Here is a 21,834-nt window from a genome sequence, read left to right as displayed (position 1 = left end):
CCCAGTCCCCAATCCCCAGTCCCAAATCCCCAATCCCCAATCCCCAATCCCCAATCCCCAATCCCCAATCCCCAATCCCCAAAACTTTGTATCCTGAATTAATAGGTCTTAATAAATAGTTCTTTTAAAACTGGTGCAAGAAGATTTTAGGCTAATTGTTGATTTAGTTTTAGTTTTGGGCGTTGCAGCCTGTGGTGGACTGTTGGCAGCACTTTTGCGACAACCCGTGCTGCTAGGCTATCTCATCGGCGGGATGATCGTTGGCCCCGCCGGACTAGGACTAATTAAAGAAGTTATTCAAGTAGAGACTCTGGCACAATTCGGTGTTGCCTTTTTGTTATTCGCCTTGGGTGTAGAATTTTCCTTGGCGGAACTCAAGAAGGTAAAAGCGATCGCTCTTGGTGGAGGTGGACTCCAGATTGCTCTGACAATTTTAGTCACAGTTGTGGTGTGTGGTTTAAGCGGAGCCTGGGGAGCCTTACCCGCTAAGGGGATGTTTTTGGGGTGTATTCTGTCCTTGTCTTCCACGGCGGTTGTCCTCAAGTGCTTGATGGAACGCAACGAAACAGAAACGCCTCACGGACAAGTAATGCTAGGGATTTTAGTAGTCCAGGACTTAGCACTAGGACTGATGTTAGCAGTCTTACCAGCCCTTAACCAACCAGCAGAAACTATTGGCATCGCCGTACTGACAGCGTTACTGTGGATTGCTTTATTTGCTGCTGGTGCAGTCGCTGCGGGAATTTGGCTGATACCACCTTTGTTGCGACTCTTAGCCAGTACCGAAAGCCGAGAATTATTTTTATTAGGGGTTGTAGCTCTCTGTTTGGGTATTGCCCTGTTGACAGAACATTTGGGGCTATCTATTGAAATGGGGGCATTTGTTGCCGGTTTGATGATTTCTGAGGTGGAATACGCCGATCAAACCCTGACTTATGTCGAACCTCTGCGAGATATCTTTGCCAGTTTATTTTTTGCCGCCATTGGGATGTTAATTGACCCAGTGTTTTTGTGGAACAACCTAGAATTAATTTTAGGGCTGGTGGCAATAGTTTTCGTCGGGAAATTTTTGATTATCACGCCCCTAGTGAAACTATTCCACTACCCTTTAAAAACAGCCATCATCGCCGGTTTGGGACTGGCGCAAATTGGGGAATTTTCTTTTGTTCTCGCCAGTGAGGGACAATCTTTAGGGCTGGTGTCCCGACAAATATACTTATTAATTTTGGGAACCACCGCAGTTACCCTCATGCTGACTCCCTTTGTTCTGCGGTTAGTGCCATTTTTATTTAACTTTGCTGAATCAATGCCTTGGTTAAAACCGTACTTAGAAGAACAAGAGGCGCGGGATGTATCAGATGATTTGCCCTTTAAAGACCATGTAGTAGTTTGTGGCTATGGGCGAGTTGGCAAAAATTTGGTGAAGTTGTTGTTACAACACAATCTACCTGTGGTGGTAATTGACCAATCAGAGAGAAGAATTCAGCAGTTGCGTGAAACTGGCGTATCTTATGTCTATGGCAATTGCGTGAGTTTACACGTTTTAGAAACCGCCGGGGTAAATCATGCCAAAGGAATGGCGATCGCCCTCCCTGACCCCATGAGTACCCGTCTTTGCTTGAAACGCGCTTTGGAATTGCGCCCAGAATTAGATTTGGTTGTCCGTGCTACCCAGGATAAAAATATTGAAGTGTTGTATCAATTAGGAGCGAAAGAAGTTGTGCAACCAGAGTTTGAAGCCAGCTTAGAAATGGCAACTCATTTATTAACTAGCTTAGGCTTGTTGTCGCCAGCTGTCGTCCAACTGGAAATGCAGAAAATCCGCAACGATCATTATTTAGATTTTCGCCCAGAACGTTCTGCAACTGAAGTTGCTCGTGATTTACGCCAAGCAACTCGCGATTTAAATCAGCGCTGGTATCCTCTACCATCTGATTCGCCCTTAATTGGTATGAGCATAGAAGAAGCAGATATGCGCTACTTAACAGGAGCGAGTTTGATGGCAATTCGCCGCGCTAACGGCGATGAAATCGATTATCCCAATAATAAAACCAGATTGGAAGAAGGCGATCGCTTGCTAGTAGTGGGAGCAGATGAAGAACTAGCGGCTTTGGCAGAGTTTGCTAAGGGACAAGCTGCTGTTCCCGGTGAAAATAGTGCTTGTCAGTGGGTTACAGTCAATGCAGATGCGCCAACACTAGGTAAAACCCTTGCAGATTTAGATATCGCCAAGCAATTTGGAGTCCAAGTACAAGCAATCCGGCGAGATGGTAAATTTATCCGCTATCCTGATGGCGGCATGGACTTGCAAGTTAGCGACCAAGTATTATTATGTGGTAGCTTGACAGGTCTGAGTCAACTAGAACAGTTATTTGCGATATAAACGTAGATGCAAAGCGGCTTACCGCAGGCTACCACAGAGGCGCAGAGAACACAGACAGAGGAGAAATAGAGAAGATTTTTGCGTCAGTTTTGGGATATTTTTTTATTTGGTAATCCCTAAAAGCAAAAATGGTATCCTTAAATCAATGGCGATGGAGCTCGCCGAAACCGCCTTTTCAGTCCCAAATATCTTTACTGAAAGGCTGATGGCTCCTACTTTCTTCGCTAACTGCGGGAGAGTAGGGCTTGAGAAAACACATCACCTGACTCTTCTGTAGAAAGTGTAAGTCTACAAATCACGCCTCAAGGAGTCATGGAATGTTCAGCAGTGTATTTATAAAACATTTTCGTCAATTTGAACCGTTTATTGCATTACCACACTTAATTAAGTGGCTGCCTATTTCCATTGTGGTAGGCATTCTTGCTGGAACGGCTTCTGCGGCTCTTTTAGCATCATTAGAATGGGCAACCGATTGGCGAGAATCCCATCGCTGGATTATTGCCTTACTTCCCCTTGGTGGCTTTCTGAGTGGTTGGATTTATCATCAATTTGGTCGAAATGTAGAAGCCGGAAATAACCTTTTACTTGAAGAAATCCATAACCCGAAAAGTGTTATTCCCTTTCGCATGGCTCCTCTTGTTTTGCTAGGAACAAACCTAACACATTTATTTGGAGGTTCCGCTGGTCGTGAAGGTACAGCATTACAAATGGGTGCTTCATTGGCAGACCAGTTAACTAAAATATTACATTTTAAAGGAGCCAATCGGCGAATTTTATTAACGGCGGGTATCAGTGGAGGATTCGCTTCAGTTTTTGGTACTCCCTTAGCTGGGACTGTATTTGGTCTAGAAGTTTTAGCAATTGGGAAACTTAATTATGATGCTCTTTTCCCTTCTTTGATTGCTGCCATCGTTGGGAATCAAGTCACCTTGTTATTGGGTTTGCATCATACTGCATACCTACACGCTCCGTCTATACCGACACTGACAATTTGGGGGCTGATTGCTGCCATTATTGCAGGTGCAATCTTTGGAATTGTAGCGAGATTCTTTGCTAAAGTAACTCACCAAATTAGTCACTTATTTAAAGCAAAAATATCTTATCCTCCAATGCGTCCTTTTATCGGCGGTGCGATGATAGCAGTAATTGTTGGGTTAAGTGGAACAACTAAATACATTGGGCTTGGTATCCCTACTATCGTTGATTCTTTTTCTACTCAACTACCTCCTTGGGATTTTGCCGCAAAATTGGGTCTGACTGCTCTAACTTTAGGAGCAGGTTTTAAAGGAGGAGAAGTAACACCTTTGTTTTTTATTGGTGCAACTTTAGGTAATGCGTTGTCGTTGCTTTTAGCATTACCTACACCACTGTTAGCAGGAATGGGATTTGTGGGCGTGTTTGCGGGTGCAGCCAATACACCGATAGCATCAACCTTAATGGGAATTGAATTATTTGGTCTGGAATCGGGAGTATTTATTGCTATTGGCTGTGTAGTGAGCTATCTATTTTCAGGTCATTCTGGAATTTACTCAGCACAACGTATTGGATTGAGTAAATACTCTGCTGTATATTTAGAAGAAGGGGTGACTTTGGCTAATTATGGGCGAGAAAAAGTTGAGCAAAAAATTGATCTACCTGATGATAGCGAAGAACAAGAAAGTAATTCTCAGGAATAATTTATTGGTGCAATTAAGGGATAATGGGGAAAGTGCCATACATATTAGATTAATCGCATAGTTAGAGTAGTTACGTATGTGCGATCGCTATTGTATAAAGGAAAGTAGCTACTCAATCAAAAGGAGAGGGGGAAATCGTACATAAATTTGCTGGGCAAAAGGTGTCTGAAATCTTAAAGTACAAGAAGGGTAGTATAAAACAGGCTCCACTCCCGGAAGAATCGCCCAGTTGGGATGAGTTTTGTAAAATGCTATGGGAAGAGATTGAAGCGGGAGCAGAAGTAAATCAACCGGGTTTTAAAGTTGTTCGCAAGTTATTAAGCGATAAGAGGTTTGACAAATGAAGAATCATGGATTTGACAAACTAGTTACTTTTCTAAATCAATTGGAACAAGAGAGAATTAGTTACACCTTAGCTCATCATCGGGATGAAACTATTATGGTAAATGTGGCGGTGGCTGGGGAACGATGGGAAGTAGAATTTTTTGAGGATGGTTCGGTTGAGGTAGAACGATTTGTTAGTAGTGGAGAGATTAATGGGAAAGAGGTTTTTAGTGAGTTATTTGCTATGTATTCAGAGCCAGAAAGTCATTCTGCCAAACTTAGCGAAAATGCTAAGTTTACAACCACAACGTGAAGGGGATCACACTTTATCTACCCTGGTAAATCCCAAAATTGCTAAGTGTCTTATTATTGAAATTTTTGGTGTTAGATAAATGTGGGATGAGTTGGCAGTTGAAACCATTGAAAACTCGTTATAAATTGAGCGAAATCATCCCCTAATTCAGCAACGCCAAATTTTTGAATGCGTTGCCTTCTATCTTATTTATCTGTGTTTCTGAATTTTTCTTCGTTTCGGATGTTGAAGTTATCTTCAGCCGATTCAATCAGTTTAGATGCATCATTAATAATCTGCATTGCCTGAGTGAGTTTTTTTAAAGCTTCAGCATATTCTGGATACATCCAGCTCAGTTGCGCCGTAGGGATGGATAGCCTCGTGATAGTTCTACCAAGAGAGTTCTGAATTGTATGGAGGTCCAACGCGCATAGATCAGCTAGTTGTCTGATGTTGTCAAATCTATCTGTATCGCAGAAGAAATTCTCGATTGCTTCCAACTGATCAAGGAATAGCTGGTTTTCATCCTTTATACGTTGAGAGCGTTGGAATAATTCAAACGACGTTTCGTGCTTGGGGTAGTCACTCATCTTTTATGGTAGCTCCTAGACATTTTTCCTTAGTTTATCAAATTAAGGGAAGTATCAGGCTGAAATTGCTTAAACTATCTTCAGACATTGCAGTATATAGCAATCCTAGATGATTTGTGAAAAACATTTTTTTTAAACCAACCGCGTACTCCTGCCGATAAATAAGCTACGCACACCATCTCGCAGAGAAGGGCGCAAAGAAATGAATTACTGCTAGCTTGATCATCATTAAGCAAAATGAGCGATGCTTGTTTGATCATTTACTAAATCATTGCTTCCAATTCTTTCAAAGCTTGAAAACTTCCTACTTGCCAACTACGTTCCACAGCAATGGAGATAATCTGAGTAATAGCTATATCCTCAAAATTAGGGCTGCTATTAGATTTTATATATTTCCCATCTCTCAGCAAATAAATAGAAAGGTTTCCATTATCGTAAACCCATAGTTCTGGAACTCCAATGGCTTCATAAGCATCAAGAGTAGTTTTTGATGTGACATCAGTTTCAATCGCTAAATCTGGCGGCGGATCGTTAGGTTGCGAGCGGCGATCGCCAATCATTTGTTAATAATTATGAATATAAAAGCAAGCATCAGGCTTAACTCCTGCTAAACCTTGCTTTTTAAAGATGGTGGAACCAAAAGGTTGATATCTGATATCTTTAGCCTTCAACAATATTTTGATAATATCAGAAATTAAATCTTTGGGAATTTCATGTTCTGGTAAAGGAGCTATAATTTTTAAAGTACTCTGGCTGTAGGCAATTTGTGTAGTTCTTTTTTCTCCCAATTCTTCCAAAATAGATTCAAATTCTTCCCAGCTAACATCAGGAATTGTCACCATGCTACCAGGTGCTAATTGCATCTAGCTAACAGCTTTGAAAACGGGGATAGCAGCAGTCATAACCAAAATATCAATAAGCTGAATCTTAATAATTATCTATGAGGTTGCGGTGGATAATACAGCCCACCGTAACCTTTAGACTAATAGATTGAGTTTAACAAAAGCGATCGCTACACCTTAAACTTCTCAGCAATCCGCTTCATCGCCTCTTCGACATTCTCCCGGCTGTTAAAGGCCGAAATGCGGAAGTAACCCTCACCCGCAGCACCAAAGCCAGAACCAGGTGTCCCGACAACGTTGACAGTTTGCAGCAATTTATCAAAGAATTCCCAACTGGATAAACCATTAGGCGTTTTTACCCAGACGTAAGGTGCATTCACGCCACCATAAACTGATAATCCGGCGGCTGTGAGTTTTTCGCGGATAATTTTGGCGTTTTCTAAATAGAAACTAACCAATCCTTTGATTTGTATCTGCCCTTCTTCAGAGTAAACCGCTTCGGCTCCCCGTTGGACGATGTAAGAAACGCCGTTAAATTTGGTTGATTGGCGACGATTCCAGAGTTTCCATAGTTCCACATCAGAACCATCGGCGGCTTTTCCTGTGAGTGTCTTCGGTACAACTGTTAAGGCGCAACGGGTTCCTGTAAAACCTGCGTTCTTGGAAAAAGACCGAAATTCGATCGCAACATCTCTTGCACCTTCAATTTCATAAATTGAGTGGGGAAGTGATGGATCGGTGATGTAAGCTTCGTAGGCTGCATCAAAGAAAATAATCGAGTTATTAGCTTTAGCATAGTCTACCCATGCTTTGAGATATTCTTTGGTAGCAGTTGCGCCAGTAGGGTTATTAGGAAAGCAGAGATAAATTAAATCGACTTTCTTTGAGGGAATTTCGGCAGTGAAGTTATTTTCAGCCGTAATTGGTAGATAAACTAAGCCTTCAAACTCGCCTTTATCGTTAGCATCTCCCGTATTTCCCACCATAACGTTAGTGTCTACGTATACGGGATAAACTGGGTCAGTAACGGCAATTATATTGTCATGACCAAAGATTTCCAGAATATTGCCACTGTCGCACTTGGAACCATCGGAGATAAAGATTTCTGAGGCATCAATTTCGGCTCCCCGTGCTTGAAAATCGTGAGCAGCAATTTTCTCTCGTAACCAAGCATAGCCTTGCTCAGGGCCGTAACCTTTGAAGGTATTGCGATCGCTCATTTCTTCCACAGCTTTAATCATAGCTGTGCGGCAAGCCTCCGGCAGAGGTTCGGTAACATCGCCAATGCCCAACCGGATTATTTTAGCATCAGGATTGGCTTCTGCAAAGGCATTCACCCGCCGAGCAATTTCTGGAAACAGATAACCCGCTTTCAGTTTCAGGTAGTTGTCGTTAATAGTTGCCATGTCTAAATTATGAAAAACGCCCTCAAACAGCTTACTGCTAATTTATGAGGGCGGGGGATTGGGATTGGGATTGGGGATTAGGGACTGGGGATTAGGGACTGGGGACTGGGGATTAGGGACTGGGGACTGGGGAAGAAGCAAGGGAGCAGGGAGCAGGGAGATTAATTTTCCCCTCTGCCTCTTTCCAATTTCCAATTCCCAATTAGACATTTAGCGGCTGTTTATTCTCGGCTGAATAACTGTTGCGATCGCTAATTACAAACTCCGTGAGCGATTCTTTACCTGTAATTAATCTTGCTCCACGATTACGGGTGAAATAGTTCCATGCCCACTGAATCATTACTACTAATTTGTTGTTAAATTCAATTAAGAAGTAGATGTGAATCAACAGCCAAAACAGCCATGCAAAGAAACCTTTCAGTTTCATAAAGCCCAAATCTACCACAGCAGAATTGTGTCCAATCATCGCTAAACTACCATGATCGGTATAAGCAAAGGGTGGTAAATTTTTACCTGCAAGGCGCTGCTGAACTAATGTTGCTACATATTCGCCTTGCTGCTTGGCTACAGGTGCAACACCAGGTAACGGTTTACCATTTTGATGAGAAAAATTTGCTAAGTCGCCAATTACAAAAATATTGGGATGTCCCTTAATACTCAAGTCAGATTCAACAATAATGCGCCCAGCGCGATCGCACTCGGCACCTGTGTGTTCTGCTAACACTTTGCCCATTGCTGAAGCTTTTACACCTGCTGCCCATAATACCGTTTTTGAGGCAATTTCTTTAACTTCATCGCCTTGTTTGAGGGTAACTGTATCATTTTCAATATTCGTTACCAGTGTTTTTGTCTGGACAATTACCCCCAACCGTGTCAGAGATGCTTCTGCTTCTTGTGATAACTCTGGTGCAAAGGGTGGCAAAATTCGATCCAGCCCTTCTAATAACAAAATCTTGGCTTCTGATGTGTCGATGTTGCGGAAATCGTCTTTGAGGGTTTGGTTTGCCAATTCTGCGATCGCACCCGCTAACTCTACACCTGTTGGGCCACCACCCACAATTACAAAAGTTAACCAAGCACGGCGTTTTTCTGGATCGGTTTCATTTTCTGCGGCTTCAAAGGCCGAAAAGATCCGGCTACGCATTTCTATAGCATCTTCTACTGTTTTCAAGCCTGGGGCGAATTCTTCCCAGTTATCTTTGCCAAAGTAGGAATGCTTTGCACCTGTAGCAACAATTAACGTGTCATAAGCTATTGCTTCGTCGCCCACAGTCACTTGTTTTGCTTCTGGATCGATATTATTCACCTCTCCCAACAGCACTTTCGTATTCTTGCTCTTGCTGAGGACAGAACGCAACGGTGAAGAAATATCAGCAGGAGATAGCGCACCTGTGGCGACTTGATATAACAGGGGTTGAAATAGATGAAAGTTTCGTTTATCAATCAGAGTAACGTTTACTGCTGCTTTGGCGAGTGTTTTAGCCGCATACAGTCCACCAAAACCACCGCCTACAATAACTACTTTATGGGGTGGATTATTGTCAAGTGAATTTACCATAAGAAATATTATCCTGTATTCCGACTATTGTAACTATTCTTAACAAATTTGTATCAAAATTGTCATCATATATTTTGTATTGCTGTTTACATTTGCAAGATGATTAAAGTAATCAAAACTACAGGATAAATAGAACCTTTAAAGATAGAGGCTCAGACAATAAGATTTGACAATACTTAAATTATTATTTACTTGTGTAAATTTATCAACAGCAGATGCAGGTTTTACGCAATTCTACTCAGGACGAGTTGATTCTGGTGTTTGTGTCAAACGTGGTGAATGATTACGTCGCCAACGCCTAAAGCCATAGATAAGAGCAGCAAAAATTAACAAATAGGGGCTGTAAACAATTAACCAAATACCCAGCTTGAGTAAGCCAACGGAAAATGCACTCAAAGAGTGGGTAGAGTTGTTCCAAGTTTCTTGAACTTGCAAACCCAAGGCGGGTTGGGGACTGGTGCTAGAAACAGCTGCTTCTAGGTTCAGCGTAATTGTGGAATATGCAACTTGATTTTGGAGGTTTTTGAGTTGGGCATTAATTTGTTCTATCGTTTGTCTAACATTGCTTAATTCTTGAGCAACACTAAGCACATCTCTGATGGAACCTGCCCGATCCATAATTTTCTGCAAATTGGCTTCTGTTTTTTGGAGATTGGTTAATCTGGCTTGAAAATCTACCAGGCGATCGCCCACATCTTCGGCAGTAATATTACGACTATCGACAGTGCCCAATTTAGCTAGTTCTTCTAAAGTAGGTTCTAGTCGGTTCTCTGGTATCCGCAATTGGATTGTTGCTGTGTAACGCGGGTTGTCAGTTTTGGGTTGTTGTTGTTTCAACCCGATTAAATCTCCTTGCTGTTGATTAATAATTTGCGAAACAGCATCAACAGTCTTATCTACAGAGTTGACAGTCAAAGATATTGCTGCCTTTTTAATGAGTTGGGGACGAGAACGAGCTATTGGTGCAGTTTCCGCCTTTTGGGAAATACTGCTTTCACGAGCAGGTAATTGATTTACCGCGTCACCGGCTGCAATTTGAGGCGCAGATTGAGGTGCAGACTTATTTGCTGACTGATGAGAAGAGGCGCAACTGGTGAAAATCACTCCTCCCAATAACGCACTTATAAATAAAGCAGATGTACGCGGGAATTTAGTCGAAGTATACATAATCTACCCCCAGATGGATGAAGTTAACCCTAGTATTACTGAAGTAAAACTTAAAACCTGTATTGTTGCGATTTATGTAACAGGGTTAGTCATTTTATTTACAGAGCTTGATGAGATATCTCAAAAAGATTATTAGCAAGTCATTTGACGATTATTTCAAAAAATATCTGCAACAAGTCTGTTTGCCAATAGGGTCGTAAAATTGCTTTCTGGTAGTTGATATTTTTGAAATTGTTTGATTTTGAAAACAAGTTGGATCTGCGATCGCTGCTTGCAAATCTGCCTTTATAACAATTCAAAATAGCCTACGGTATCTTGTCGGTCAAAATTCCCTGGCACTTTCAGCAGCCTGTCTCAGTGCTAAAAAAGCTTCTTTTAGAGGTTGGCTAACAGCACTGTCTGGTTCTGTTAGCACTAGCTGTTGGTAGGCTGACAAAAATTGCGATCGTAGCCGATGGAACAAATGCAGAAAGTGACGTACAAAGCTGATGCAATCCAAAACCACAATTTCTATACCATCTGTACGGTCGTACATACTTGAGGCATATTCCTGAACACCTTCTTCTATCACATCCGTCGTGATAAAAATATAGTTGTCAACCCGCTTGCCTGTGCTGTTGATTTTTTGCAATGCACGGTCAATATCTGCTAGGGTGACACGTCGGGTCTTCATTTCATAGCTGGTAATCACCTTCTCATCATCAACTAAAGTAATTTCCACATCTCCTAAAGCACCTGTCTGTTCGTCTGCTGCATTGTGGGATTCTAGAGGTAAAAAACGCTCCCCAATATATTGTTCTGCTACTTGATAGGCAGCAGTAACAATTAGTACAGGAAGACGGCTTGAACCTCGGCAAACCAAATGCTGTTTCAGGAGTGTGATAATTTCCTCTGCTGACAAAGGTATTGCGTCTTCCGACTTCTTCAGGTCGGCTAGTAGTGTTTCCATGCGTTGCCGCTTCTCGTTCCGAGCAATAATTAGACAGCGAATAGTTTGGGCTAGCAGTTCCTCAGCAGTTATCCTACCTTCATGAACATCATCAAGTAATTGCAGGGCGGCTTCGTAGAGTTTGGGCGGTCGTCCCACTAGATTGACTGCTGGGGTTAAGGTGGTGTTACGGTTCCGCAGGGCAGGGGTGAGGAACGCGGTAGTGGGATTACAGGGTAACTCGTGCTTGTTAATGAATGCTGTGATGTAACTTTCATCGTAGTAGCGTCCAGAGTAAGCATCTGGTGTGCCTATTTCGGTGTAAGGCTTGCGGATATCAACATTCCCACGGTGAACGGCTGCCAAAGAGCAGGCCAGCAACAAACGAACTACAGCACGATTGCCTACATAGCGCGATACATAGTCAATTTTTTCGGCAATGCTGGGGTTGGTGACAATCGGTTGGACTATCGATGCTTCAGCTTTTTGTAAGGCTACATCAAGGATAGCTGCTGGGGTTGTGGACATGGAGCGATTTCTTCAACAGTAAGTGTGGAGGCTTGAGGGTCATAATTGAGCCAAAGTACTTCTTGCCGTAACTGCTTGATGGAATGGCAGTGTTTCGCGGGCGCTTTAATGCAGTTCCAGTCACCGTAAAGTTCCTGCATCAATGAACAATCATAGCCTGAAAGGGCAACTTTACCTTTAACTGAGCGCAAAACATTGGCTAGTTGCCGATGCTGGTCGTCGGTCATTTCATAAGCGTAAGCCTTGCTATCCCCACGGGAATCGTGCGGGTAGGGAGGGTCACAGTAAAATAATGTTTCTGGACTATCGTACCGTCGAATAATATCAATTGCTCGGTCGTTCTCAATTTGCACGCGTAGCAACCGTTGCACGATTTCGGGCAGATCCTCAACACTACCAAGCCACCGGGAAACTGCACCAGCCATTCCAGCTCGGCTAGTAAGTTTGCAGTGCGCCCATCGTCCAACACTGGCGGTTTGTGCCAAGCCCGTCCTCACTTGTCGCGCCCGGACGAAAAATCGTCTAGCCCTTTCCAGGTCTGACAAACTCTCTTCTTCTTTGGTAATAGCAATCCGAAATTCTTCACGCGAAAATGGGGTTAACCCAATCGCCTCGATGAGTTGGTCTTTTTGGTCGCGTAGTACACGAAAAAAGTTGACTACCTGGCCATCAATATCATTGTAGGTTTCCACAGGCGAAGGCTCCCGGTTCAACAACACGGCTGCTGAACCACCAAAGGGTTCGCAGTAGTGGGTCGAGAGTGGCAACAAGGGTAAAAGCCAGTCTAAATGACTGTACTTGCCGCCATACCAACCAAATGCAATTTTCTTTGCCATGAAAGCCAACCTCAAAGGGAGTGATTTACCCGAAACCAAGGATAAGGGTAAAACGCAATTTATTATATAGCGTTGAGAAATAAAGTATAAACGTTTAAGAAGAAATGAGATTGGATGATTAACTTGCTGTAGTACTACCATCGGGGTTCCATTTCAACCGCGTAAGCCGGACAGTATTATAAATATCTTAAGCAGAAACAATAGATACTGAAATACAGGTTATTTGTAAAGCAGCTTTACCTACGAGTACGCCGTGACGGTTGCGCTCGAATCGCTGTGATAGCTATGCCAACAGGCTAAAAACTAACTAAGGAGAAATAAAAAATGACTATAAGTTTTAGACAATAAGATTTACTTTATATAGCAGTCCTAAATCAGTCGTGAACAATAAGATTACCGACTTCTTTGAGAAGTCGGTAATCTTAGTTTCTCGATTTTCACAACTCATTTAGGATTGCTATAAATAGTCTCTAACTTACACTAAAATTTCTCTCAAGTTACTAAACAACTTCTCTGACTTACTTGATATTAAAGCGTTTCTTAGCTGCTTTATAATTTCCCTATCAGGTGATTCTAAAATAATGTTGACTATGTATTGATTATTTCGTACAACTGTTTTCTGAATATCTAATACTTGTGCTGTAAACGAGAAGGTTTGATTTCCTATTTCTATTCCTTCTTGATGTTCATTTATAACACCAGTCTTCCAGTTTTCAATGTTTACAATATCACCCTTCTCTAATTGAGGATTAAAGTTATAAGTATCTATAAGTAAGTATCCACCCTCTTCTGTGTCACTTAAATTAATCATTAGGCAAAGTTGATAGTACATTTGAGTAATAATCTTATTCATGACTTAACTTCTAAATAAACAATCACTTATTTTAATAACACAATTTCTTAGATTTTTCTCAGAAATTTCGCAAAATTAGATAGTAAATTTCTACACATGATTTGTATACTTTTATTTTTTGTCACATATTTAGCTAGACTTGGCCCTATCTTGTAATATAAAGCAACTAAAAATGTTCCGAAATAATTACTGAGCAATACACTATCTCTAAAGTTTCTAAAAGTATCTAAATCAGGGTGTTCTGTAGATGAATAAGCTGCTGTGGCAATAAAGCAATCTCCTTGCTGTGAATTAGTAGTCTGTGAATTGGTAGTCTGTAAATTAGTAGTTTGTGAATTAGTGTTTACATTTGTAGGATTTTTAGGAGAAGAATTCTTACTCTTATAAATATCCCTAAGTCGAGAAACATCTGGATCATTTTTTAGTACAAGTCTAGCTTCATAACTACCTAATTGTTCAGCTTTAATGAGGTCTTGAATAAAGGTATTTTCTTTCTCTAAACTAATATGCTTATCCCCATACTCTTGAATTAATTCAGATCCACGAGCAATCATATTCATAAAATAATTGGCTACATGATGCTCTACCAAAATATGCTTCTGCCAAGTATGGATCTACCTCAATAGCTTTTGAGCATAGTTCAAAAGCCTTGATTGCTCTTTTCCAATCAGCATAACAATAAGAAGGATTTGTTAAAGAAATCAGTGATACAGCACTTTGTGATTGTAGGATGTACTCTTTTGCTTGGCTTCTGCTATAAGTCATATACTTTCGAGTAATTTTAGGTTGATTATCCTCTATATCATGTGTTGCACCAACCGTAGATACCCGTAAAAAGCAGATAAACAAGCCTTTGGTAGTGCAGAATTTATTCATGGTATCCGTCGTCTTAAATGACAGCATATATAGCTGCTTCACTCATTTCTGTGAGACGCTATAAATAGCCTCTTATGAGTTGGATACCCACAGGTATCTGCTCAATACCTTGTCAGAATTAACTGTGAACACAGAGTTCTCCCCAATAGGTAGTAATTGCTGGAGCAAAAACAGAAGTGTCTTTTGTCGATGCAGGTTGACAAATATACTTAGCTCGATTTTCTATAGCCAGTATTCTGTCGGTATCCCTGACGTAGAGTGGTACTATCATTTCCCTTTGTTCCAAAAGTTCGGACAAACCAATCTGAATTTCCCGTCCCTGATGAAATAATGCACGCGCTGCTTCTTCTACCATTCGTGCTAGTTCAGCACCGTTACAGTTGATGGTTTTGTTGAGAATAATCCGCCATTCTTTCTCGGTAAGGCGATCGCCACCATTACAGTATCGCTCATCAACTTGGCCTTTTTCTCGTTGACAGTTAATCTGTGGTTACTCAATTTGGGGTACAATCGAAAGTCTGCCAATTAATGATTATGCTTGCTGACAGGAGATGCTTCTATGGCCCGGATGTATTATGACGAAGATGCCAATTTAGACCTTTTGGCTGGAAAAACTATTGCTATTATCGGCTATGGTTCTCAAGGTCATGCCCACGCTCTCAATCTCAAAGATAGTGGTTTGAATGTGATTGTGGGACTATATCCGGGTAGTAAGTCAGTAGCAAAAGCTGAAGCTGCTGGTTTAACTGTGAAAAATGTTGCAGATGCTGCCAATGCTGCTGACTTTATCATGATTTTGTTACCTGATGAAGTCCAAAAAACGATTTACAAAAACGAGATTGAACCAAATTTAGAAGCAGGGAATGTGTTGGCTTTTGCCCACGGCTTCAATATTCACTTTGGGCAAGTTGTACCACCAGATAACGTAGATGTGGTGATGGTAGCACCAAAAGGGCCGGGGCATTTGGTACGACGGACTTATGAAAGTGGGGAAGGTGTACCAGCGCTATTTGCAGTTTATCAAGATGCTAGTGGTCAGGCACGCGATCGCGCCATGTCTTATGCTAAAGGTATCGGTGGGACTCGCGCCGGTGTTCTCGAAACTACTTTCCGTGAAGAAACCGAAACTGATTTATTTGGCGAACAAGCCGTATTGTGCGGTGGTTTGAGTGCTTTAATCAAAGCCGGATTTGAAACTTTGGTAGAAGCTGGTTATCAACCAGAATTGGCTTATTTTGAATGTCTGCATGAAGTCAAGCTGATTGTTGACTTAGTTGTGGAAGGCGGTTTAGCCAAAATGCGCGACAGCATTTCTAATACAGCCGAATATGGCGATTATACCCGTGGGCCACGGATTGTTACCGAACAAACCAAGCTTGAAATGCAGAAGATTCTCAGCGAAATTCAATCTGGGCAATTTGCACGAGAATTCGTTCTCGAAAACCAAGCTGGTAAACCAGGATTTACCGCCATGCGTCGCAAAGAAGCTGAACACAAAATTGAGGAAGTCGGTAAAGATTTACGCGCCATGTTTAGCTGGTTGAAAAAAGCTTAAGCAAAAGTAAAGATAATTATTCAAACCCCTCTCCAAACCTCTCTTTGAAAGGTCGAGAGGCTTTGAATTCCCCCTTCCCGCGTTGGGGCTATTCATTACCCGCATCTTTATTAACAAACAGACAAAATACTTAAAATCAGACTGAAATGATAGATAGGGCAAATGGTGCATACAGAGATGTATTTCACCTATATTCTTTGGCCAGATTTTAGTCGATAAACATTTTATCAGGCTTTGTTGAGCTACCAAAGTCGCGATCGCCGTTTTGGTCAAGTTAAAGCTTCACTGTCAGATTAGGCTATCTGGAAAACCTCTCTCTAAATTTCTCCCTTCCCACATTGGAAAGGGGTTAGTTTTTTGTTGCTATGAAGCATAAAGTAAAAGCACCCACATTACCAGGATGGTATATGAGCGCTAAGAAATTTAAACATTATTGAGGATAATCTATCTGCTATGACAGACCGAAGTAACTATAAGAATAGCAGGTGGTGGGTAAATAAACTGCAAGGGTAGTTACAAATGTTTTGTTAAAAATAGTACTTACTGTAAGGTATTGCTTATTTTGCTAAAGTATGATTTGCAAAACTGGTGCGATCGCTACGCTAAACCTGATATTTGGGCTATCTTGAGTGGAACACAGCAAGATAGTATTTTTGTACTATCTATTGTCTGCGCCGAAAGCGATCGCAGTCTATTGATTTTTTTGGGTAAATTACTCTTTGCTAGGTATTGAGCCTCTAATCTCGGCTATTCTGTATCATAAAATCAGACGGATGTAATTATTTTTTTGCCAATAGTAATTATCAAAAATATCAATATCATTATTTGTTAATTCTTTCCCGAAATAGTATTTACTATAATTTACTACTTGCGATATAAGCTGATTTTGCGGTAAGTAAATTCAGAAAAATCCTGATATAAAAAATTTAAAGTTAGCAAGATTCTCTGGCTAAATATACTTTAAATTTACTTATCAATCAATTTCAAAATCGCAATTAATTTTTACCATATTATATGTGTTGGGAGTTCTCATGGCAAAATATCTACTAGCTTCTGCTAGTGGGATGGGATTTTTATGCTTAATTGCCGGGTTATCACCTGTGCAAGCCCTTCCTCATTTAGAAATTGCAGATAAAAACTTAGCTATTAATCAAAATGATAGTAGTTATCAAAAAAATGATTCTCATCAAAGCAACTTGACAAATAGTATCTCTAATGAATTGCTGATAGTTAATGAGAATCCAAAAAATCCAGATTTAGGTGTAGATTCTGCTGTTAAGCTTCAGCAGCAACTAACACCACAATCGGCAAATTCGTCTCCATCTTCAGACAAACTTGCACAAGTAACATCTGTATCCCAATTATCTGATGTACAACCTACAGATTGGGCTTTTCAGGCTCTGCAATCTTTGGTTGAGCGATATGGTTGCATTGCAGGTTATCCCAATCAAACCTATCGCGGTAATCGGGCGATGACTCGCTATGAATTTGCTGCTGGCTTAAATGCTTGTTTAGAACGAATCAACGAACTGATTGCCACTGCAACTGGTGATTTGGTTAAGAAAGAAGATTTAGCCACGTTGCAGAAACTACAAGAACAATTTACGGCAGAATTGACAACATTGCGGAGTCGAGTAGATGCTGTAGAAGCTCGTAGCGCAAAACTAGAAGCAAATCAATTTTCTACGACTACTAAACTTAATGGAGAGGTAATTATTGCTGGTGTTGGTGCTACCGGCGGCGCTCGTAATAACAGCGACTCGAATATCATCCTAGTCAATAGAGTGCGCTTAAATCTCACCACTAGCTTTACTGGTAAAGATTTATTAATTACTGGATTGCAAGCTTATAACTTTTTGGGTGGAGCCAATGGACAAGGTAGCCTGCAACAAAGTTTAGGATTAGCTTCACCTATTTTAAGTTCTAGTAGCGCTCGTACCAGTTTTGAGCCGCAATTTCCAGGGTTAAATGTCAATACTTTGTCGAATGTTGGCGCGAACGATGTTCAGCTTTATAAATTGCTGTATATCTTTCCCGTCGCTAATAAATTAACCTTGTTTGCCGGAACTGCGGCGGAAACATCAGATGCTTTCCCAGCAATTACACCTTTTTATGGGGAAGGACAAGAGTCAATTTCTCGTTTTGCAGGCTTAAATCCTGTGTTACGGGTTTCTGGTGGGACTTCGGGTACTGGTTTAGCATCGGCGGCGGGATTTATTTATAGTATTTCCCCGAATTTGGATTTACGCGCTTTATACGCTAGTGTCAATGCCAATTTACCTCAAAAATCTGCTGATGAGGCACTACCAGGAGTTTCTACGACACCTTTGGGGGGTGGTGTATTTAGTGGAAGTGGTATTGTTGCTGCACAGTTAACCTTCAAGCCTAGTCCTGACTTAGATATTGGTCTAAACTATGCCAATAGTTATCACGAAATCAATATTTTAGGTACTGGATTAATTAGTGGTGATGTTGGTGCTTTAGCTGGTGTTGACGCTGGGACACCAGTCAAACTCAATTCCTTTGGGGGTACGGTAACATGGCGATTTTCTCCCAAGATAGCCTTATCTGGCTATGGTGCAGCACTATTTGTTGATGCTTCTTCTAATAGTGTGAATGCTTCCACCACCTTTACAAGTTGGATGGTGGGACTTCACTTCAAAGATTTATTCAAGTCAGGGAACAATGCCGGGATTCTTTTTGGTCAGCCGCTTTACCGTAGTGATGCTGGTGGTTCTGCTCAACTTTCCCCCACAGGCGACAATCGGGCGACTCCTTACCATTTAGAAGGCTATTATCGCTTTCGAGTTAGCGATAATATCAGCATTACTCCTGGTGCGTTTGTTCTCTTTAACCCAGAAGGTAATAGCAACAATGAAACCACAACTGTGGGTGTACTTCGGACTACTTTTACATTTTAAGAGATTGGGAGTAGGCTAATACCATTTTGGATTGAGAATTCTTTGTATTAAAGGGTTCTCTGATTCCATCTGTTGCAATCAGTCTGCGCTCTCTGCGCCTCTGTGGTTAAATAATTTCTTTTGAACCGCAGAGGCGCAGAGGACACAGAGAGGAGAAAGAAATATTCAACTGAAATATATTGTGATATAACGTATCAAAAACATGATCAAACAACTGAACAGTTACCATGATTAATGTTTTCTTGAGCTAAAAATCTCTTGTGCAAAACTGGTGTGATGCTTACAGCGCTAAAATACGCTCTTCAAAATACTTAAAGCCACTGCCTCCGCCACCTTAATCCCATCGATACCCGCCGAGAGGATTCCCCCTGCATATCCTGCACCCTCACCAGCCGGATAAAGACCAACTGTATTTAAACTCTGATAATCCTCCTTGCGTTTTATCCTAATTGGTGATGATGTGCGGGTTTCTACCCCAGTTAACACGGCATCGTCCATTGCAAATCCCTGGATTTGTTTGTCAAAAGCGGTCAGTGCTTCACGGATGGCGGCGATCGCATAATCTGGTAAACTCTGACTCAAATCACCAAAATGTACCCCCGGTGTATAAGACGGTTTAACCCTACCAAATGCTGTAGAAGGGCGATCGTTGAGAAAGTCTCCCACCAACTGCCCTGGAGCTTCATAAGTTCCACCGCCCAATTCAAAAGCCTTTTCTTCCAAGCGCCGTTGGAACTCAATTCCCGCTAAGGCATTACCCGGAAAATCTTCGGGTGTGATGCCCACAACGATCGCACTATTAGCATTACGCTCATTGCGAGAATATTGGCTCATCCCATTGGTGACGAGTCTCCCCGGTTCTGATGCAGCTGCAACCACCAAACCCCCTGGACACATACAAAAACTATAGACGGAACGACCATTTTGACAGTGGTGAACCAGTTTATAATCAGCAGCACCTAAAAGCTTATGGCCAGCTTGAGCGCCAAAACGACATTTATCGATGAGAGTTTGAGGATGTTCGACGCGAAAGCCGATGGAAAAAGGTTTAGGCTCGATGTAAACCCCGCGTTCGGATAGCATTTGGAAGGTATCGCGGGCGCTGTGTCCTACTGCCAAAACTACATAATCGCTGGCGATATATTCCCCACTGGCGAGGGTGACTCCGCGCACCTGTCCATTTTCAATGTTGATATCTTCCACCCGACTTTCAAAGCGAATTTCACCACCGAGGGATTCGATTTTAGCCCGCATACTTTGGACGATTCCCACCAGTTTGAATGTGCCAATATGCGGTTTGTTGATATAGAGAATTTCCTTTGAAGCTCCCGCATTGACGAGTTCGGTTAATACCTTGCGCCCATAATGCTGAGGATCTTTAACTTGACTGTAGAGTTTGCCATCGGAGAATGTACCCGCCCCACCTTCGCCAAATTGGGCATTAGATTCTGGGTTGAAGTCTGATTTTTTCTTCCAAAAGCCAAAAGTATCAACGGTGCGATCGCGAACTTTTTTCCCACGCTCTAAAATGATTGGACAGAACCCCATTTGTGCAAGCATCAAACCCGCAAATAAGCCACAAGGCCCAGTACCAATGACAATGGGGCGAATCACCAAATTACTAGGTGCTTGCGCCACTGGGCGATAACTCATGTCTGGCCTAACCATCAAATGGGGATCTTTTTTCAGGCGCTTGAGTAGATGAGTCTCCTGAGTTGTTTCTACATCCAGAATATAAACAAGGTTAATCTCTCCTTTTTTACGCGCATCGTAGCTACGTTTGAAAATGGAATAACCGATCAATTCTTCGTCTGTGATTTGCAGCTTTTTGAGGATGGCAGTCTTGATCTCATCTTCAGGATGATCGAGCGGAAGCTTTACTTCTGTTAGTCGTAACATGGCGAGGAGAAATTCATACTTGTCTATCAAAATCTTAATCAAAATCACTGTGGTGCGGCTGATACTTAAACCAGACTGACAGCCGCCTCTAACATTCGGATTGTCCCAAGTTCAGCATTTATTTCCACTTCTAAACCAATTGGTAAGGTAAATTTATCTTTAATATGACCAATCATTGAACCGTACCAAGCAGGAATGCCTAAATGTTGTATGTGTTGTTGCAATACTTGGATTAATGTAAATGATGGTTCATCCCCAAGTTTACAATTAGTGCATTGCCCAAAGATAAAACCAGAAATTTGATTAAGTATGCCAGCAGTTTTTAACTGCGTCAGCATTCTATCTATCCGGTAAACATCCTCGCCAACTTCTTCCACAAACAGGATGCTTTTGTTCCAGGAAGGTAGGTAGGGTGAACCTACCATCGCTGATAGCACAGATAAGTTTCCACCCACAAGTTTACCTCTCGCCTTTCCTGGTGCTATTGTCTCCACCCGCACTTCGCTAGGGTTGAGATTTTGCATAGTGACAGCTTCACCATTAAATAGGATGCGTTTGAAGTAATCCACTGTAAATTGATTCCAGGTAGATGTGGCAACTGGCCCATGAAAAGTAATCATTTGACTACGGGCGTTAATTGCTAACAACAGCGTCGTAATATCGCTATAGCCGATGATAATTTTTGGATGGGAGCGGATTAGCGAGTAGTCTAGTAGGGGTAAAATGCGATTACAGCCCCAACCGCCACGCATCGGAATAATTGCTTTGATGGTGCGATCGCTAAACATCAAGTTTACATCATCAGCGCGATCGCTATCTTTACCAGCTAAATAGCCATAACGATCTAAAATATGCTTCCCCAACTTGACTTTTAACCCTAATTGTGAAACTGATTTCTGTGCTGCTTCGATATCTTTAGCGTCAACGATACCCGCAGGGGAGATGAATCCTACAGTATCGCCCACTTGCAGACGTAACGGTTTGCGGATGGTGTTTGTGAGTAGTTTCCCTTCAGCTGTAAATGCTGGCATCTGAGTGGCTATGGTAGCTAGTCCACAGCTTGCAAGAAATTGCCGACGTTTGATAAGCATAAATATTTAGGATAGTGACGAATTTTAATAGGTTATACCAATGCCTAAGTAATTCATAAAAAGTTAGATCCCCGACTTCTTAAAGAAGTCGGGGATCTGGACACCGCGA

The 21,834-nt window shown here is 41.7% G+C and carries 20 protein-coding genes, 1 pseudogene and 1 riboswitch; of the genes and pseudogenes, 7 read left to right on the top strand and 14 right to left on the bottom strand.

The window, feature by feature from the left end:
* Window positions 1–133 precede the first annotated feature (133 nt).
* The 3 genes from V7K55_RS20360 (at window position 134) to V7K55_RS20350 (ending at window position 4,696) form a co-directional block, all read left to right on the top strand.
* Window positions 134–2,383: a cation:proton antiporter gene (locus V7K55_RS20360; RefSeq protein WP_334834432.1), complete on the top strand. Its 2,250-nt coding sequence runs from the start codon at window positions 134–136 to the stop codon at window positions 2,381–2,383.
* Between the two features lie 138 nt (window positions 2,384–2,521).
* Window positions 2,522–2,605: riboswitch (Fluoride riboswitch) on the top strand.
* Between the two features lie 95 nt (window positions 2,606–2,700).
* On the top strand, window positions 2,701–4,059 hold the full coding sequence (locus V7K55_RS20355) for a voltage-gated chloride channel family protein (protein ID WP_334834431.1): 1,359 nt from the start codon (window positions 2,701–2,703) through the stop codon (window positions 4,057–4,059).
* Between the two features lie 340 nt (window positions 4,060–4,399).
* Window positions 4,400–4,696, top strand: a complete 297-nt coding sequence (locus tag V7K55_RS20350) for a hypothetical protein (protein WP_334834429.1) — start codon at window positions 4,400–4,402, stop codon at window positions 4,694–4,696.
* A gap of 185 nt (window positions 4,697–4,881) precedes the next feature.
* Here V7K55_RS20350 and V7K55_RS20345 read toward each other — a convergent pair whose 3' ends face one another.
* The 12 genes from V7K55_RS20345 to V7K55_RS20290 form a co-directional block, all read right to left on the bottom strand.
* The gene (locus tag V7K55_RS20345; RefSeq protein WP_334834428.1) at window positions 4,882–5,265 is read right to left on the bottom strand and encodes a hypothetical protein; all 384 of its coding nucleotides are present in this window, start codon (window positions 5,263–5,265) and stop codon (window positions 4,882–4,884) included.
* Window positions 5,266–5,528: 263 nt separating this feature from the next.
* Window positions 5,529–5,825: a Uma2 family endonuclease gene (locus V7K55_RS20340; protein ID WP_334834427.1), complete on the bottom strand. Its 297-nt coding sequence runs from the start codon at window positions 5,823–5,825 to the stop codon at window positions 5,529–5,531.
* Between the two features lie 3 nt (window positions 5,826–5,828).
* Window positions 5,829–6,128: a Uma2 family endonuclease gene (locus V7K55_RS20335; protein WP_334834426.1), complete on the bottom strand. Its 300-nt coding sequence runs from the start codon at window positions 6,126–6,128 to the stop codon at window positions 5,829–5,831.
* Between the two features lie 149 nt (window positions 6,129–6,277).
* A complete protein-coding gene (locus V7K55_RS20330; protein WP_334834425.1) occupies window positions 6,278–7,513 on the bottom strand; it encodes an LL-diaminopimelate aminotransferase in 1,236 nt (411 codons plus the stop codon).
* Window positions 7,514–7,715: 202 nt separating this feature from the next.
* A complete protein-coding gene (locus tag V7K55_RS20325) occupies window positions 7,716–9,071 on the bottom strand; it encodes an NAD(P)/FAD-dependent oxidoreductase (protein ID WP_334834424.1) in 1,356 nt (451 codons plus the stop codon).
* 234 nt (window positions 9,072–9,305) lie between these two features.
* Complete coding sequence (locus tag V7K55_RS20320) at window positions 9,306–10,238, bottom strand: DUF4349 domain-containing protein (protein ID WP_334834423.1); 933 nt, start codon at window positions 10,236–10,238, stop codon at window positions 9,306–9,308.
* Between the two features lie 322 nt (window positions 10,239–10,560).
* Entirely contained in the window at window positions 10,561–11,694 is a 1,134-nt protein-coding gene (locus V7K55_RS20315; protein ID WP_334834422.1) for a restriction endonuclease, SacI family, read from the bottom strand.
* Window positions 11,661–12,530: a DNA adenine methylase gene (locus V7K55_RS20310; RefSeq protein WP_334834421.1), complete on the bottom strand. Its 870-nt coding sequence runs from the start codon at window positions 12,528–12,530 to the stop codon at window positions 11,661–11,663. Before V7K55_RS20310 ends, V7K55_RS20315 begins: the two co-directional genes overlap by 34 nt.
* A gap of 475 nt (window positions 12,531–13,005) precedes the next feature.
* Window positions 13,006–13,383 (bottom strand): hypothetical protein, encoded by a 378-nt coding sequence (locus V7K55_RS20305; RefSeq protein ID WP_334834420.1) that lies wholly within the window; start codon window positions 13,381–13,383, stop codon window positions 13,006–13,008.
* Window positions 13,384–13,430: 47 nt separating this feature from the next.
* Window positions 13,431–13,943, bottom strand: coding sequence for a CFI-box-CTERM domain-containing protein (locus V7K55_RS20300; protein ID WP_334834419.1), 513 nt, complete (start codon window positions 13,941–13,943; stop codon window positions 13,431–13,433).
* The gene (locus tag V7K55_RS20295) at window positions 13,918–14,286 is read right to left on the bottom strand and encodes a hypothetical protein (protein WP_334834417.1); all 369 of its coding nucleotides are present in this window, start codon (window positions 14,284–14,286) and stop codon (window positions 13,918–13,920) included. The genes V7K55_RS20300 and V7K55_RS20295 overlap by 26 nt, the downstream gene beginning before the upstream one ends.
* A gap of 91 nt (window positions 14,287–14,377) precedes the next feature.
* The gene (locus V7K55_RS20290; RefSeq protein ID WP_334834415.1) at window positions 14,378–14,614 is read right to left on the bottom strand and encodes a hypothetical protein; all 237 of its coding nucleotides are present in this window, start codon (window positions 14,612–14,614) and stop codon (window positions 14,378–14,380) included.
* Between the two features lie 204 nt (window positions 14,615–14,818).
* Between V7K55_RS20290 and ilvC the strand changes: the two genes are divergently transcribed.
* From ilvC to V7K55_RS20270, 4 genes and pseudogenes are all read left to right on the top strand, one after another.
* Window positions 14,819–15,814: a ketol-acid reductoisomerase gene (ilvC, locus tag V7K55_RS20285; RefSeq protein ID WP_334834413.1), complete on the top strand. Its 996-nt coding sequence runs from the start codon at window positions 14,819–14,821 to the stop codon at window positions 15,812–15,814.
* Between the two features lie 159 nt (window positions 15,815–15,973).
* A pseudogene (locus V7K55_RS20280) lies at window positions 15,974–16,111 on the top strand (undecaprenyl diphosphate synthase family protein); the annotation flags it as partial.
* A 265-nt stretch (window positions 16,112–16,376) separates the two neighbouring features.
* A complete protein-coding gene (locus V7K55_RS20275; RefSeq protein WP_334834411.1) occupies window positions 16,377–16,547 on the top strand; it encodes a hypothetical protein in 171 nt (56 codons plus the stop codon).
* Window positions 16,548–16,845: 298 nt separating this feature from the next.
* On the top strand, window positions 16,846–18,735 hold the full coding sequence (locus V7K55_RS20270) for an iron uptake porin (RefSeq protein WP_334834410.1): 1,890 nt from the start codon (window positions 16,846–16,848) through the stop codon (window positions 18,733–18,735).
* A 288-nt stretch (window positions 18,736–19,023) separates the two neighbouring features.
* Here the strand turns inward: V7K55_RS20270 and V7K55_RS20265 are convergent, their stop codons facing one another.
* Together V7K55_RS20265 and V7K55_RS20260 are read right to left on the bottom strand one after the other, a co-directional pair.
* On the bottom strand, window positions 19,024–20,676 hold the full coding sequence (locus V7K55_RS20265; RefSeq protein ID WP_334834409.1) for an NAD(P)/FAD-dependent oxidoreductase: 1,653 nt from the start codon (window positions 20,674–20,676) through the stop codon (window positions 19,024–19,026).
* A gap of 23 nt (window positions 20,677–20,699) precedes the next feature.
* Window positions 20,700–21,725: a S66 peptidase family protein gene (locus V7K55_RS20260; protein ID WP_334834408.1), complete on the bottom strand. Its 1,026-nt coding sequence runs from the start codon at window positions 21,723–21,725 to the stop codon at window positions 20,700–20,702.
* Between the last annotated feature and the right edge of the window lie 109 nt (window positions 21,726–21,834).

Source organism: Nostoc sp., assembly GCF_036919895.1.
Classification (GTDB): Bacteria; Cyanobacteriota; Cyanobacteriia; order Cyanobacteriales; family Nostocaceae; genus Nostoc.
This window is presented reverse-complemented; position numbering and strand designations above follow the sequence as displayed.